Annotated in this window: 12 protein-coding genes; 7 read left to right on the top strand and 5 right to left on the bottom strand. The window is 63.1% G+C overall.

The features are described from left to right. Window positions 1-62 precede the first annotated feature (62 nt). The 3 genes from KHO49_RS20525 (at window position 63) to KHO49_RS20515 (ending at window position 2,961) form a co-directional block, all read left to right on the top strand. A complete protein-coding gene (locus KHO49_RS20525; RefSeq protein WP_213665746.1) occupies window positions 63-1,112 on the top strand; it encodes a hypothetical protein in 1,050 nt (349 codons plus the stop codon). A 571-nt stretch (window positions 1,113-1,683) separates the two neighbouring features. Beyond that, on the top strand, window positions 1,684-2,040 hold the full coding sequence (locus KHO49_RS20520; protein ID WP_213665745.1) for a DUF6124 family protein: 357 nt from the start codon (window positions 1,684-1,686) through the stop codon (window positions 2,038-2,040). Window positions 2,041-2,148: 108 nt separating this feature from the next. Further along, a complete protein-coding gene (locus KHO49_RS20515; protein WP_213665744.1) occupies window positions 2,149-2,961 on the top strand; it encodes an alpha/beta fold hydrolase in 813 nt (270 codons plus the stop codon). 116 nt (window positions 2,962-3,077) lie between these two features. On the opposite strand, the gene KHO49_RS20510 is transcribed toward KHO49_RS20515, so the two are convergent. From KHO49_RS20510 to dsbD, 4 genes are all read right to left on the bottom strand, one after another. Continuing rightward, window positions 3,078-6,431: a DEAD/DEAH box helicase gene (locus KHO49_RS20510; protein WP_213665743.1), complete on the bottom strand. Its 3,354-nt coding sequence runs from the start codon at window positions 6,429-6,431 to the stop codon at window positions 3,078-3,080. 94 nt (window positions 6,432-6,525) lie between these two features. Beyond that, window positions 6,526-7,293, bottom strand: a complete 768-nt coding sequence (gene dsbG / locus KHO49_RS20505) for a thiol:disulfide interchange protein DsbG (protein ID WP_213665742.1) — start codon at window positions 7,291-7,293, stop codon at window positions 6,526-6,528. Further along, complete coding sequence (locus KHO49_RS20500; protein ID WP_102880395.1) at window positions 7,269-8,132, bottom strand: TlpA disulfide reductase family protein; 864 nt, start codon at window positions 8,130-8,132, stop codon at window positions 7,269-7,271. The genes dsbG and KHO49_RS20500 overlap by 25 nt, the downstream gene beginning before the upstream one ends. After that, window positions 8,132-9,883 carry a protein-disulfide reductase DsbD gene (dsbD, locus tag KHO49_RS20495; protein WP_213665741.1) on the bottom strand — a complete coding sequence of 584 codons (1,752 nt, stop codon included), beginning with the start codon at window positions 9,881-9,883 and terminating at the stop codon, window positions 8,132-8,134. Before dsbD ends, KHO49_RS20500 begins: the two co-directional genes overlap by 1 nt. 154 nt (window positions 9,884-10,037) lie before the next feature. Between dsbD and KHO49_RS20490 the strand changes: the two genes are divergently transcribed. The 4 genes from KHO49_RS20490 (at window position 10,038) to KHO49_RS20475 (ending at window position 13,996) form a co-directional block, all read left to right on the top strand. Beyond that, window positions 10,038-10,715 (top strand): response regulator, encoded by a 678-nt coding sequence (locus KHO49_RS20490; protein ID WP_102880393.1) that lies wholly within the window; start codon window positions 10,038-10,040, stop codon window positions 10,713-10,715. Further along, entirely contained in the window at window positions 10,716-12,041 is a 1,326-nt protein-coding gene (locus tag KHO49_RS20485) for an ATP-binding protein (RefSeq protein ID WP_102880392.1), read from the top strand. Window positions 12,042-12,276: 235 nt separating this feature from the next. Continuing rightward, on the top strand, window positions 12,277-13,689 hold the full coding sequence (locus KHO49_RS20480; protein ID WP_102880391.1) for an aspartate aminotransferase family protein: 1,413 nt from the start codon (window positions 12,277-12,279) through the stop codon (window positions 13,687-13,689). 82 nt (window positions 13,690-13,771) lie between these two features. Further along, window positions 13,772-13,996, top strand: a complete 225-nt coding sequence (locus tag KHO49_RS20475) for an MbtH family protein (RefSeq protein ID WP_016965112.1) — start codon at window positions 13,772-13,774, stop codon at window positions 13,994-13,996. Window positions 13,997-14,427: 431 nt separating this feature from the next. Here the strand turns inward: KHO49_RS20475 and KHO49_RS20470 are convergent, their stop codons facing one another. Beyond that, the gene (locus tag KHO49_RS20470) at window positions 14,428-15,255 is read right to left on the bottom strand and encodes a class I SAM-dependent methyltransferase (protein WP_213665740.1); all 828 of its coding nucleotides are present in this window, start codon (window positions 15,253-15,255) and stop codon (window positions 14,428-14,430) included. Window positions 15,256-15,620: the final 365 nt, after the last annotated feature.

The following is a 15,620-nucleotide window of genomic DNA, read 5'->3' as shown; positions in this document are numbered from 1 at the left end:
CTCTGCTATAGTCGCGCCCGCCTGCCGCTGGGCCGGTCATTGATCAAGGATTAGGGACAATCGTGGAACAGATTTTCTGGCGTGACATCGAGGATTTGGCCGGCCACTGGAACGGCCTCGGCGTGGACGTCAAACGCCCGGCCAACGGCAAACCCAACCTGTGCCTGCTCAGTGGCAACAACTGCCGTATGCAGTTGGTGCTGGGCGACCAGACCCTGCTCTGGGGCACCATGTCCCGCTGCCTGTATGGCGTATGGCTGGTGCGCAATCACCTGCCGGAGCAACTGCCGCAAACCCTGGTGGGCCCCATCGACTCGCCTCAGGTGGAACAACAGGCGCGCCTCGACCCGGCGCTGCGCCTCAAGGCTTGGAGCCGCTTCTTCGTCGAGCAACTGATGCAGCACCAGCCGGACTTCTTCTACCCCGGCTACTGGCTGGTGCGGGCCCTGCGCCCGGCATCGCAGAAGCCGCTGCGGCCGCTGCTCAGTGGCACCGAAGCCTGGTACTTCAAGGGCGGTGAAGATGCCCTGAGCCATATGCCGCAGTGGGCGATCTATGGCCGCAACATCCTCGACAACCAACAGGCCGGTACGGCGCGCTGGGTCGGGTTGGGGGAGTACGGTGGCGCAGTAGTCGGCCTGCATGCCGTGGACCCGCATTCCGGGCGCTTGAAGTGGTGGCGCAAAAAAGCCCGCGAAGGCAGCTTGCCGCCGATCCTGCTGTGGTACGTCACCGGTCTGAGCTGCTATCTGATTCTCGATGGCCATTACCGCCTGCAGGCGGCCATCGATGAAAACCTGCCGCCGGAGTTTCTGGTGCTCAGCTCGCCGCGGCTCTACCGCTATCGCCCCAACCCGCAAGAGCAGCAGAAGGTGCTGGGGGCGCTGCAAGTGCAAATCCAGCGCAAAAAACTGGACACCGGGCGCTTCAACCAGTTGCTGATCAGCACCTTCGACGACCGGCCGTATCACGGCTTCGGCAGCCAGTCCTGGGCGGGGATTGCCTCGGAGCAGACGTGGATCGACCAGGTCAGCGGCATCCTCAAGGAACGCGGTGACCTGAGCGATCTTGAAGAAATCCTCGAGCGCGAGGCGCCGGAAGAATACCGCTGAGTCATGCTTGCGGCTGATGCCAATCGGTTTTTTGTAGCCGCTGCCGCAGGCTGCGTACGGCTGCGCAGCAGACGCGGCGATTTCAAGGCCGCCAGCGCTCTTTGACGGGAGATCGCCAAGCAAGGTCCTGCGGACCTTTTCGCAGCTTCGCCAAGGCTCAGCAGCGGCTACAGGGCCACAGTTCCATAGGTCCATAGGCCAATGCCGATTGGGGCAAGGTGGTTTCGGAAACGGGCTGGAAGGTCGCTGGAATGGCGTTTAGTCGCTTTCTTTTGTAAGGCAAATCCGAGAAACTGCGGGCCGCTTGAATGCGCCTGGTGGGCGGGCTAGGGTTCCGGAGCCATCGCCCAATCGATGGCTCGGATGTGCAAGTCCGACTGTTACCAGACGCATAAGCGCTCAGTCATGCCTGAGCGATTTCATGTTCGCCGTGTTATGGCGGCCGTGCGCGGGAGATCTTCGGATCTGCCGGGGTTCTGGTAACTCGGTCTTGCACACCCGCGTACGGCTGCCACCTTATTCGTGTGCAAGCGAACGGTGTCGGCTCCTTGTCATTACCAGGAGTTTGACCATGAAAAAGCTCGTCCCCGATCCCCCCACGTCCTATCGCGATCCCGAACTCAAGGCCGCCAATGCCACCCTGCGCGTGGCCCTGGCTCAGCAACCGCTGGACCCCGCGCTGTTCCAGCTCACAACCCAAGCCAAACCCGTTTCCCCCGACTCGCTGTTCAGCGTGCGCGAAGGCGTCAGCGCCGAAGAGGCCTTGGTGCACGTGGCGCTGTTGCTCAAATGCGCCGAAGAGGTCTGCGATGAAATCACCCAGCAGGGCAGCGGCCTGGAGCGCGGGCTGATCTGGTCCATGGTGCATTCGGTGGAGATGGCGCGGGCGGTGGTCGAAGCCTTGCTCGACGGCCAGCGCGGGCCCTGAATCCGGGCATTTCCTGATACGTTTTTGTCGCCCCGGTCCGATTGACTGAGCTTTTTTCACGGCACAGTCTGTCGGACCTTTTTCGTCATTTCCTGCAGGAGCTAGCCAATGCCTTTCGCGACCATCGATGGACAACCGTTGCACTACCTTGACCAGGGCCAGGGGCCGGTGGTGTTCCTGGCCGGCAGTTATTTATGGGACACCAGCATGTGGGCGCCGCAGATCGAGGCGTTGTCGGCGCAGTACCGGGTGATTGCCGTGGACCTGTGGGGCCATGGCCAGTCCGGGCCGTTGCCGCAAGGCACCGCGTCGCTGGACGATGTGGCGCGGCAGATGCTGGCCTTGCTCGACCATTTGCAGATTGAGCGGGTGACGTTGGTGGGCTTGTCGGTGGGCGGCATGTGGGGCGCCCGTATGGCCCTGGCGGCGCCGCAGCGCATCGACGGTCTGGTGCTGATGGACACTTACCTGGGCGCCGAGCCTGAGCCGACCCGGCAGTACTACTTTTCCCTGTTCCAGCAGATCGAGGACAGCGGCCTGATCGCCGAGCCGCTGCTGGACATCGTGGTGCCGATCTTCTTCCGTCCGGGCATCGACCGGCAGTCGGCGCTGTTCCAGGATTTTCGTTCCAGCCTCGCGGCGCTGCCGACCGAGCGCCTGCGCGCGAGCGTGATCCCCATGGGGCGCATCACCTTCAGCCGGGCGGATGTGCTGGATCAGCTGGCGCGCCTGGATCGACAGAGCACCTTGCTGCTGTGTGGTGATCAGGACCAGCCGCGGCCACCTGCGGAAACCATCGAGATGGCCGAGCGCATCGGCTGCCCTTATCAGTTGGTGCCTGAGGCGGGGCATATCTCCAGCCGTGAGAACCCGGAGTTCGTGACCCGGGCCTTGTTGGCGTTTTTACAGCGCCACGGTTGAGGCCCGATTCTTCCGAGCTGGCTTGCCGACCAAAAGGCCCGCAAGCCATGCGCCAAGCTGACGGAGGCCGTCGCCAGCTAACACACTGAAAGGTCGCTGGAATGGAGTGACGGTGTTCAGCTTGAAATCTGTTCTTCCAGAGGGTTCAGTTGCGCCAGAAATGAAGCCGCGCCCATTCTTTTCAAGGGGTATTTGCCACGGCTCACGGCTTCGAAATACCGCAGTGACCCCCAGAGTTCAAAATCCCCCACCAGATAGACCCGACGTTTGGCCCGGGTGAGTGCAACATTCAGCAGATTGGGTTTGGATGCGGCCCACTGCGCAGCTCCAGCATGATCAAGGTCGGCCCCCAGCAGCATGAAGACGGTGTCTTGTTCTTTACCCTGGAAGGTATGCACGGTACCGATGGAGGATTTCAACCATTGCTTCAATTCCCCCGAGGGCAATTTCGGACGATGGTTGGGGCTGGCCCAAGCAGCCGCGCGTATGGCTTTTTGCAGGGCCAGGCGCACGGCCTTGAACGGTGAAATCACGTACAGCTGCGGCAGTTCTCCGTCGCGTAAGTAGAGTTGCCCGAGAAGATCGACCATGAACTCGATCTGTTTAGGCACGACTTGTTTGTGTTCGACATGGCCAGGGATGTCGACCCAGCAACTGGAGCTGTAGACAGGGGCGCCCTGTTCGGCATGGGCATTGGGCAGACCAAAGACCATCTTGTTGCCGTAGGCGATTTGATTCGACAGGCTGAACATGGGTTCGATGCAGCGTCTGTGGACCCTCAACGGGCTGCCGATCCACAGTTCTTCGTCGGTATCGTTCCTGAAAACGCTTCCATAGCGATTGTTCTGGTCCGCCAGGCTCTGCACCGACACGCGATTGGGGGCGAAGGCTTGGTTGGCGGTGTGTACTGACAGCTGGCCGAGTGCCTTGACCAGGCGTTGCGGCAAGGTGAAGACCGGTTCGATTTGCAGAGGGTCGCCCACGATCATGGCTCGTTTAGCCCGCCACAATGCGCCGACGGCTGCCTGAGGCACGGCTTGTCCCGCTTCGTCGATGTACAGCCAGCCCAGCGAGCCGGCCCCCATCCCGCGGAACTGGTTGGCAAAGGAGGCAAAAGTACTTGAAACCACCGGTATCACCATGAACAGACTTTGCCAGAGCACCTGTGTGAGTCGCTCATCCTCGGGCGTCTTGTTGCTCAGCAATAGGCTGATGGCGGTGAGGTTGGCGCTAAAGCCCTTGCCGTTCGAGCCCGAGGGGGCAACCTCGGCAAGCCAGGCTTCATGCAGGGTCAAGGCCGCGGCGAATAACGTCGAACGCAAGTGATTGAGTGCGGCATCGTGCCAAAGCCCGTTTATCTGGAAGTCACGGTCTTCCAGTTCACTCAGATGACCTGGCAAGTTCGGACGCCCCAGGCGGACGGCGAAATCATCCAGGGATTGGCACTTGCCCTGCCACTGTGTTCTACGCGTGTCGAGTTCGCTCTCACAGAACAGCAATGAGGTTTGCGCCTCTTCAAGTTTCGGGATCAGGCTATTGTCGAGCAGGCTTTTTGCGCTGTTGATCTCTTCGTGCGCCTGACGCTGCAACCGGGCATTTTCCTGTTGTTCATCTCGATGCGTCCTAGCTGCTGGCGTGTTGAACAAGCGCTTCCACCATGCCGGGCGACCGCGATCTATCAGGCGTTCCAGTTCCTGAAGGCTGCCCAGATGTTGCTTGGACGCCTGGAGTTTCTGCTGGTGTTGGTCCAGCGCTTGCTGGGCAGATGCCTTGAGCTGTTCGGCCTGATGGAAGGCCTGTTGTTGAAGGCCCAGGAAGGTTTGCTCATCGGTAGCCGACATCTCACTCAGCAGGCTGGCATAACGGGCCCGTTCCTCCAGCGCTTTGCTGACAGCCTCATCGGCTTTTTTGAATGCTGCGCGGGCCTCCTTGAAGCTGGGCCCTTTGTATTCATCCACCCATTGACGAATCGTCAGTGGTTTATGGGGGGCGGTGGAATCTACCGGGTTGAAGAACATGCGCTCCTGCAACGCTTTACGGTTGCCACTGTTGCCCAGTGCGGCGCAGATCAGTCCCCAGGGTTTGTCCTCATCAGACAGTTCGCTGATGCTGCCATCACTGTTCTGTGCGGCAACTTTATGGGCAACCGGTTGCAGGTACTGAACGTTGCTCCAGCCTTTTCCCAGCGACTTGCGTTTGGGCAAGTCTCGGGAAATGTTTTCTACGGCGGCATTGTTGGAGGAGGCCACCACCATTTCATAGCCGGTCAACTCGGGTTTGAGCGCGCGGAGGGTGTAGGTATTTGCCATGCCCTTGAAGGTGACCTGAGGCTTTTTTCCGCCAACGAATGCATCCGCTGCGTCGCTGTATCCCGCCAGGACCCGGGCCCGACGAACAATGTTCTCTGCGAACATATCACGCAATAAAGTCGTTTTACCGGTCCCCGGCGGGCCGTTGACGGTGAACACACCGCTGTCTTCCAACGTGCCAAGTGCGCTGTTGATCGCGAACTGTTGCATCAGGCTCATGGCGTGGCCCGGTTCATCCGGCCAGTGTCCTGGGTTGATGCATTGCGGTTGCAAGGCCTGATAGATGGCCTTGCGTCCATTCTCGGTATACAGGTCAATTCGTTTGCTTGGATCGGCTTCAGCCAGGTACTGCAACAGAGCAGGGGGCTGTTCTCCACGCTGCAAGCTGGCGATCGCACGCTCGATATCTTTTATGAAAAAGCTGTTGAGTATGTCGATCTCGGTATCGGCTTCTTCTTCGTCCTCGACTTTCGCGACCTGTGCTGCTGAAGGTTGAGTGAGCGGCTTTTCGACCTTGGGCTGAGTCAGCACCTGAAGCAGCGCAAGAGGGGCGCGGCCGTCCTGGTCCGGGGTAAAACGGGCCCAGTTGCACAGCAGTTGATGCAAATAAATGACCTCGTCGGCCGTCAAGGCGGGGTCATCATTTTGCTGGCGCTGTCCATGGAAGTTGTGCAGCAGTTTTGTCAACTGCTCCTTGGCTTCCTCGAAGGCTTGGTGGCCCAGGGCATCAAGCCCTTTGGTGATTGTTTGCCCCAACGCCCAAGGAGCGGTGGACAGTGAGAATGCATCGAGTTGAGGAACCGCTTGAGCATTGAGCTTGATCTTGGCGAAGCAGGTCAGCCCTTCAAGCTCCACTCGTTCCTGTTCTTCGTAGAACGTGTTTTCGTCGATTGAGCAGGCGGCCAGGTGCGGTTCGCAAAGGGTAGCAATGACGGAGGCGTCAAAAACCCCAATATAGAGGTTGAAGCCTGTGATTTTTAGGTCATCGGGTATGGAGAAAGTGCGCCAATGACTGTGCTGGAGATCTTCCCGTGAGAGCCATCGGGTCTCCCATTTTTTTAAGTCCTCGACATATTTCTCAAGGGCATAAGGTAAAAAGAATTCCACCTTATGCCAGTAGTCGAGAATCTCTAGAAGCCTGGCTTGTCCTTGAGCTGTCAAAGCGTCACATCCCTGTCAGTGTAAAAAAGACAATAGTGTAACGCTGTCGATAAGGCTAAAGGCCATTACTGGTTCAGGGATGGGTGCATCTCGCTTATTTCGGGCCGAGAATCTGCGTCAGCTTGCCCGGGGCCGGGGCGCCTTGCTGTTGTTGCAGTTCGCCCTTGTCGTCGAGGTAGAAGATCGCCGGGGTCGCCGACAGCTCCAGCTCTTCCATCAGTTTCATGTTGGCGTCGAGCTTGGCCTGCACCGCCGCTGGAATGCTTCCCAGGGGTTTCAGGGCGCTGGCCTTGCCGGCTTTCTCGTGGTCCTGCAGGGCCTGTTGCGGGTCCTTGGCGGCCAGCAGGGCGGCGGATTTGCCCGGGCTGTCTTCGCGGATGATGCCCACCATGATGTGCCGCAGTTGCACCTTGCCGGCGTTCACCCAGGGCCGCGCCTGTTGCCAGAACATGTTGCAGTAGGGGCAGTTGGGGTCGCTGAACAGGTAGACGATGCGTGGCGCATCGGCCTTGCCGTCGCCGATCCAGTTGCTCTTGTCCAGGTTGTTCCAGACTTCCTTGGCCATCGGTGCGTAGACCAGTTTCTGCAGCGGCTCGGCGCTGAGGTCCTTGCCGTCGGCGTCGTACAGGTTGCCCAGCAGCACGTGCTTGCCGTCCGGGGTCAGGTACAGGGCCATCCCTCGGTTCTGGTACTGCGCGGCGTAGCCCTTGAGGCCATCCGGGGCATCGAAGCTGCCGAGGATCTTGGCGCCTTTTTCTTCGATCTTGCGGATCGGTGCGGGCAGTTCTTCGGCGTGCAGCAGCGGCGCGCTGAGCAGGGCTGCGCCCAAGGACAGGCTCAGCAGGTGGCGGATGAAGGGCATGGCAGTTTCCTTGCAGGGGCGACCGGGGTCGGATGGGCGTCGTCGAAGTTTTCCAGGGCACGGGCCAGGCTGGCTTCCGAGAGTTCACCCAGGTGACTGCTCAGCAGACGGCCGTCGGCGCTGTAGAACAGTGTAGTGGGCAGGGCCATGGAGCCCACGGCCTGGCCCAGGCGGCCGCCGCTGTCGAACAGCACGTTGTTCAGGTTCAGTTCCTGGGTGGCGAGGAAGGTGGCCACGCTTTGCATGCTTTCACCCTGGTTGACGAACAGGAAGGTCAGGTCCGGACGTTGCTGCTGGGCGCGCTCCAGGACCGGCATTTCTCGCCGGCACGGCGGGCACCAGGTGGCCCAGAGGTTGATCACCAGTGGCCCACCCTGGTAGTCGGTGAGCTGCACGGTGTCGCCGGTGGCATTGCGCAGGGGCATTTCCGGCAGGCGGGTGCCCTGGTCGTAGAGCGTCAGGGACAGGCTGGCCAGCAGCCAGAAGGCCAGGCCGCTGGCGATACCGGCGCCCAGCGGACGGCGCAGCGGTGGGCGTTTCCAGCCCCAGGCCAGGGCTGCCAGAAGCATGATGATGACCCCCGGCCAGGCCAGGAAGCCGCCGTCGCGCAGGTCGATGATCAGCCACAGGTTGTGCTGGTAGTGCTTCCAGTAAGCGATGACAAAGCAGATCCGCGCCGCGAGCATGCCCAGCAGGAACAGCATGAACAGCACCGATTCCGGGTTGTCGCCGCCGCGCTTGGCCACCCGCCAGCCCACCAGGGTGGCCAGGGCCAGGGCACTGATCAGCAGCAGGTGGTTGAGGGCGATGGCGAAGGTGCCGATGGTAAAGGTCAGCATCAACGGGCTTCCCGGGTCTGAGTCCAGCGTTGCAGGAAGGCCGTGGCATCGACTTCGCCGGTGATGCGCTGGCTGCGGCGCTCGCTGCCGTCCGGGCCGATCCACAGGAAGCTGGGTGGGCCGGGCACTTTGTAGCGGCTGAGCAGTTCGCGGCCGTCGGCGTTGTCATGGGTGACGTCCAGGCGCAGCAGGCGCACGTCCTTCAGGGCGTCGAGGACTTGGAGCTGGCCGAACACGGTTTTCTCCATGATCTTGCAGGACACGCACCAGTCGGCGTAGTAGTCCAGCAGCACCCATTGGCCCTGGGCCTGGGCGCTGTCCAGGGCACGTTGCAGTTCCGCAGGCGACTTGACGGTGGTGAAGGCATCGTGGGCCGTGGCGCTGCTGGCCACGCTGCCACCGCTGTAGACCTTCAGCGGTCGCCACAGGTCATCGCTGCCACCAGCGGCGCCCACCAGCAGCACGCTGCCCCACAGGCCAAACAGCACGGCGGCGGCGCCAAACAGGTGCAGCAGGCGCCCGGCGATGGCGCGTTGCTGCCAGGCGCAATAGGCCAGTACCAGGGCCAGGGCGCCCCACAGACCGATCCACAGGCTGGTGTCGAGCACCGGGCGCAACATATAGATAGCGGTGCCCAGGAACAGGAAGCCGAACACGCCCTTGAGCAGGTTCATCCACGGCCCCGGCTTGGGCAGGAAGCGGTTGCCCACGGTCACCAGCAACAGCAGCGGCAGGCCAATGCCCAGGCCCAGGGCGAACAGCGCCAGGCCGCCAAACAGGGCATTGCCGGTCTGGGCGATGTACAGCAGGCCACCGGCCAGGGGCGCGGTCATGCACGGACCTACCAACAGCGCCGACAGGGCGCCGAGAGCGCCACAGCCGATCAGGCTGCCGCCCTGGCGCTGGCGGCTGGCGCCTTCCAGGCGGTCGCGCAGAAACGCGGGCATTTGCAATTCAAAGAAGCCGAACATCGGCAGCGCCAGCAGCACGAACAACGCGGCAAAGCTGCCCAGCACCCAGGGCTGTTGCAACCAGGCCTGCAGGTTGCTGCCCAGCAGGGCGGCGATCACCCCCATGCCGGCATACACCAGGGCCATGCACAGCACGTAGCTGGAGGCCAGGGCCAAGCCCCGGCGCGGGCTGGCGCCGCTGCCGACAACGATCCCCGCGAGGATCGGCAGCATCGGCAGTGAGCAAGGGGCGAAGGCCAGCAGCAGGCCGAAACCGAAGAAGGCCAGCAGGCCCAGGCCCCAGGATTTTTGTTGCAGGTCGTTGGCCAGCAGTTGGTCCTGGGCCGTGCCAGGGCCGGCGGCGACTGGGCTGCTGGCGGCGACGGAGGGTGCACCACCCAGGTCGAGTTCCAGGGTTTGCGGCGGGTAGCACAGGCCGGCGTCGGCGCAGCCCTGCCAGCCCAGCTTGACCTTGCCGCTGGCGGCGGGCGGCAGCTTCACTTCCAGGCCCTGGCGATACACGGTCTGCTCGCCGAAGAATTCGTCGCTGTGGTGTTCGCCGTCCGGCAGCGTCGGCTGATGCTCCTGGGCCAGGCCATCGAACTTCAGGCGTTTCTGGTACAGGTAGTAGCCGTCGGCAATCTGCCAGAACAGCTGGGTTTCTCCGGAAGGCAGGCGCTCGGAGGTGAAGGTGAAGGCCTTGTCCACCGGCAGGAAGTCGGGCTTGACCTCGAACGGATTGTTGCTGGCTTCTGCCAGGGTGGTGAACAGCATAAACAGCAAAATGAGCAATCGACGCATGGTCAAGCCTTAAACCGGTGCAAGTGGGATGCACAATGGCGGGTCCTGATTAACCGATGATTAACCATACTTGGGTTGTTGCACGGCGGTGGCGGGCATAATGTCCGCTTAATCCGCCGCCTGTCTAATCAACGCCTTTGTTACAGGACCGACCATGCACGTACTTGTCTGTGAAGATGATGAGCTGATTGCCAGCGGAATAGTCGCCGGCCTCACGGCCCAGGGCCTGACGGTCGAGCATGTGGCCTCCGCCTCGGCGGCGCGGGCCATGCTCGGCGTGGCCGATTTCGACGTGATGGTACTGGACTTGGGCCTGCCGGATGAAGATGGTTTGAAGTTGCTCAAGCAACAGCGCCAGCAGGGCCTGGAGATTCCGGTGCTGATCCTCACCGCCCGCGATTCGGTGACCGATCGGGTCGACGGCCTGCAGGCCGGGGCCGACGATTACCTGCTCAAGCCGTTCGACCTGCGGGAGTTGGCGGCGCGTCTGCATACCCTGTTGCGCCGGGTGGCGGGGCGCAGCGTCAACCTGATCGAGCACGGACGCCTGACCTACGACCCCAGCACCCGGGAAACCCGCCTGGGCGGCGAGCCGGTGGATCTGTCCCGGCGCGAGCAGGCGCTGCTTCAGGCCCTGCTGCACAACCGCGGCCGGGTGCTGTCCAGCGAACAGCTCAAGGACAGCGTCTACGGGTTCAACGACGAACTGGAAAGCAACGCCCTCAACGTGCACATCCACCACCTGCGGCGCAAACTGGGCAACGGCATCGTCGAGACGGTGCGCGGCCTGGGTTATCGCCTGGGGCCGGCCGATGGCCAGGAGCAGTCGTAAGTGAGGAGCCTGCGCCTGCGCCTGAGCGTGACCCTGGGCGCCGCCTTCATTCTGATCTGGACCCTGGCCGCGGCCTGGATGCTCAGCGATCTGCGCAATCAGATGATGTTTTCCCTGGATCAGCGGCTGGTGGCTTCGGCGCGCATGGTGGCCGGTCTGCTGGAACAGATGCCGGCGCTGCCCTCCGATACCCATGCCCATCCGATTGCCAGCGCGGCCTTGACCATTCCCGGGGGCATGGCCTGTCAGGTCAGCTCCCTGCGCGGGCAGGTCCTGGCCCGCAGCCACAGCACTCCGGAGCACACCCTGGAAGCCGAGAAACTGGGCTTTCATGACCAGATGATCGACGGCGCGCCCTGGCGCACCTTCACCCTGGTGCGCGGTGATCTGCGCATCACCACCGCCGACCGCCAGGTGGAGCGCGAGGCGCTGAACATGTCGGTTCTGCTGGCTGCCTCGGTGCCGGTGGGGGTGGCCTTGCTGGGCTGTCTGTGGCTGTTGTGGCTGGGCATCGGCCAGAGCCTGGCGCCGCTGAACCGGATTCGCGACGCGCTGATGCGCCGCAGCGCCGATTCCCTGGAACCGTTGCAGATCCGGCCCATGCCCAGCGAATTGCGGCCGCTGGTGGACACCCAGAACCAGCTGTTCCAGCGCATCGCCAAGACCATCGAACGCGAACGCCGCCTGACTGGCGACGCCGCCCATGAATTGCGCAGCCCGCTGACCGCGATCAAGACCCACCTGCAGGTGGCGCGCATGACCGACGGCGCGGCCCGTGATCAATCCCTGGCCCGGGCGGAGGAGGGCGCCGACCGCCTGCACCGGACCCTGGAGCAACTGCTGTTACTGGCTCGGGTCGAGGGCAGTCTGTCGTTCGATGACGGCGTGCACTGCAATGCCGAGCAAGTGGTTCGCCTGGCAATCCAGGATGCCGCCGTGGGCGCCCGGCAGCGGGTCAAGGTGCACCTGGGAGAGCACACCGCCGAGGCCCCGGTGGCCATGCCCTCGACCTTGGCGATTGCCGCCTTGCGCAACCTGCTGGACAACGCCCTGCGCCATACCCCGCAAGACTGCCCGGTGGAGTTGAACCTGGAGCTGGTGGCCGGTCGCCTGCGTTTCCAGGTGCGTGACCATGGCCCGGGGATTGCCCAGGAAGACCTGCAACACCTGACCCAGCGTTTCTGGCGCAACAGCCAGAGCACCGGGTGCGGCCTGGGCCTGGCGATTGTCCAGGCCATTGTCCAGCGTTGCGCTTGCGAGCTGCACTTCGACAGTCTTCCTGATGGCCTGCGGGTCGAGCTGACCCTGCCTGCCCACCGCGCCTGACCCATCACCGCCCGCCGCAGGAGCTGGCTTTCCAGCGAAGAGGCTCTTGAGATCGCCTTCGCCAGCAAGTTGGCTCCCACGGGGCGGTATGTGCAATTTCCTCGTCCTGGGGTGTAAATCCCGACCGCGCTGATGCGTTTTTAGAACAGGAAAACCTGTCAGTGCGCACCCGCGCTTGGGCTGCGCATCCGGCCGGTGGTCGTTTTGCTCAAATTGCAGCGCGAGGGTTCGAGACATGTCAGCCGTTACCAGCCTTATGGACGATCAGCCGGTGGGCCTTGCTCCCGCCCCGGCCGAGGCGCTTTACCAGTTCGAGGAGTCGCCCCTGCTGGCCCGTCAGAGCCGTCAGGAATCCAATGCCCGCAGCTATCCGCGGCGCATTCCCCTGGCCCTGAAGCGGGCCAGTGGCATTCATGTCGAGGATGTTGAAGGCCGGCGTTTCATCGATTGCCTGGCCGGGGCCGGGACCCTGGCCCTGGGCCACAACCACCCGGTGGTGATCGCCGCGATCCAGCAGGTGCTGGCCGATGAACTGCCGCTGTTGACCCTGGACCTGACCACCCCGGTCAAGGATCAGTTCGTCCAGGACCTGTTCGGCCTGTTGCCCGAGGCCCTGGCCGCCGAAGCCAAGATCCAGTTCTGCGGCCCCACCGGCACTGATGCCGTGGAAGCCGCGCTGAAACTGGTGCGCACCGCCACCGGACGCAGCACCGTGCTGTCGTTCCAAGGCGGTTACCACGGCATGAGCCAGGGCGCCCTGAGCCTGATGGGCAGCCTGGGGCCCAAGCGTGCGTTGGCGGGACTCTTGAACAATGGTGTGCAGTTCCTGCCCTTTCCCTATGACTACCGCTGCCCGTTCGGGCTGGGGGGCGCCGAGGGGGTCAAGGTCAACCTGCATTACCTGGAAAACCTGCTAAGCGATCCTGAAGCGGGCGTGGCCCTGCCGGCGGCGGTCATCGTCGAGGCGGTGCAGGGCGAGGGCGGGGTGATCCCGGCGGACCTGGACTGGCTGCGAGGGTTGCGGCGCATCACCGAGCAGGCCGGGGTGGCGCTGATCGTCGATGAAATCCAGAGCGGCTTCGGTCGCACCGGCAAGATGTTCGCCTTCGAGCACGCCGGGATCATTCCCGATGTGGTGGTGATGTCCAAGGCCATCGGCGGCAGCCTGCCGCTGGCGGTGATGGTCTATCGCGACTGGCTCGACACCTGGCAGCCGGGGGCACACGCCGGGACCTTCCGTGGCAATCAGATGGCCATGGCCACCGGTTCCGCGGTGATGCGCTACCTCAAGCAGCACCGGCTGCCCGAGCATGCGGCGGCGATGGGCGAGCGCTTGCGCGAGCACCTGCTGATCCTGCAGCGGGACTTCCCGCAACTGGGGGATGTCCGTGGCCGTGGCCTGATGCTTGGCGTCGAGCTGGTGGACCCTGCCGGCGCCCCGGATGCCCAGGGCCATCCGCCGCAACATTTGCGCCTGGCGCCGCTGGTGCAGCGTGAATGCCTCAAGCGCGGCCTGATCCTCGAACTGGGCGGGCGCCATGGCAGCGTAGTGCGCTTCCTGCCGCCGCTGATCATCAGCGCGGCGCAGATCGATCAGGTGGCGGACATCTTCAGCAAGGCAGTGGCCGCCGCGGTGGCCAGTCTTTAATTTTTCGCGGCCCTGGTTCGTTCCTTCTACACAACTGCCACGCCTGGGGCGCGGCACACCTTATTAACGACGGAGACAAGCAATGACTTCAGTATTCGACCGTGAGGACATCCTGTTCCAGGTAGTGGTCAACCACGAAGAGCAATACTCGATCTGGCCCGACTACAAGGCCGTGCCCCAGGGCTGGCGCACCGTGGGCAAGAGCGGCTTCAAGAAAGAGTGCCTGGCCTACATCGAAGAAGTCTGGACCGACATGCGGCCCCTGAGCCTGCGCCAGAAGATGGACCAGCAGGCCGTGGCCGGCTGATCTGCAAGACCTGTAGCCGCTGCCGAGCCTGCGAGGCTGCGCAAAGGGCCGCAGTCCCTTCAGCGTTCTCAAGAGCAGCGCCTCCTGCGGAGCCGTTCGCAGCCTGCGGCAGCGGCTACAAAAAACCGGGTCGAGATTGTTGTGTAGCCGCTGCTGAGCCACGGCGAAGCTGCGCAAAGGGCCGCAGGCCCTTTTGCGATCTCAAGAGCAGCGCCTCCTGCGGAGCCGTTCGCAGCCTGCGGCAGCGGCTACAAAAAACCAGATCGAGATTGTTGTGTAGCCGCTGCTGAGCCACGGCGAAGCTGCGCAAAGGGCCGCAGGCCCTTTTGCGTTCTCAAGAGCAGCGCCTCCTGCGGAGTCGTTCGCAGCCTGCGGCAGCGGCTACAAGGGCGCTGGCGTCTTGAGCTTGGCGGGTTTTTCATGCCCGGCGATCAGGCCAGGCGCTTGACGGCCTGCAGGGTGTAGCTCAGTGGCAGGCGCCATGGCGCTTCCTTGAGTCGCCATTCGCCGCGTTCATCCACCACCATTTGCCCGGGCAGGGCCTCCCAGGGAATACTCTGGTGTTCCACCAGTCCGGTGATTTCCAGGCCTTGGGCCAGCAAGGCGCTGATGATTTCGCCCAGGCCGTGATTCCACTCGTGGGTCACCGTGGCCTTGAGGCTGCTCTCGGTTTCCACGTAGGTGGTGTCCTCGTCCCAGACCAGCGGCTCGCTGCGTTCGAAGTAGGGAAACGCCACTTGCAGCGAATCGCGCTGTTCTTCATCCAGGGCCCAGAGCATTGGATGCCCCTCGCGGATAAACAGCCGGCCACCGGGCTTGAGCAGGGCGCCGACGGTCTGTGCCCAGCGCTCGATGCTCGGCAGCCAGCACAGCGCGCCGATGCCGGTGTAGACCAGATCAAAGCTGCCCTTGGGCAGCACCTCGGCGGCCAGGAACACGTCCGACTCGTGGTAGTCGATAGGCGTATTGCAGCGTTGGGCCAGGGTCCGGGCTTCAGCCAGGGAGGCCGAGGAAAAATCCAACCCGCTCATCCGCGCGCCGAGGCGCGCCAGGGACAAGGTGTCGGTGCCGATATGGCATTGCAGATGCACGCCGCGCAGGCCCTGGATGTCGCCCAAGAGAGGGCGGTCGAACTGCACCACGTCGGAGAGAAACTGCGGGTCGTCGACAAAGCGCTGCACCGCGTAATCCGCCGAGGCGGCGTGCAAGGGCGCGCGTTCGTCCCAATTGGTCTTGTTGAGTGTCAGGTATTCGCTCATGGCGTGGTCTTCCTGTCTGGGCATTGTTGCGACGCGCAGACTAGCACCGGGAAATGACCGCGATCTTGAGCAAATATGTAAGCGGCCCCGGTCCCCCGACCCCGGCTGTAGCCGCTGCTGAGCCATGGCGAAGCTGCGCAAAGGTCCGCAGGACCTTGCTTGGCGATTGTCTGTCGAGCACCGCGTCTCTGCGCCGGAGTGCCGCCCAGGCCGTTCGCAGCCTGCGGCAGCGGCTACAAAAGCCCGGATCGAGATGGGTGCTGTAGCCGCTGCTGAGCCATGGCGAAGCTGCGCAAAGGTCCGCAGGACCTTGCCTGGCGATTGTCTGTCGAGCACCGCGTCCCTGCGCCGGAGTACCGCCCAGG

Origin of the sequence: Pseudomonas sp. RC4D1, from assembly GCF_018390395.1 — a bacterium.
Classification (GTDB): domain Bacteria; phylum Pseudomonadota; class Gammaproteobacteria; order Pseudomonadales; family Pseudomonadaceae; genus Aquipseudomonas; species Aquipseudomonas danubii.
Note: the sequence above shows the minus strand (reverse complement) of the source record. Positions and strands in the feature narration are given on the sequence as shown.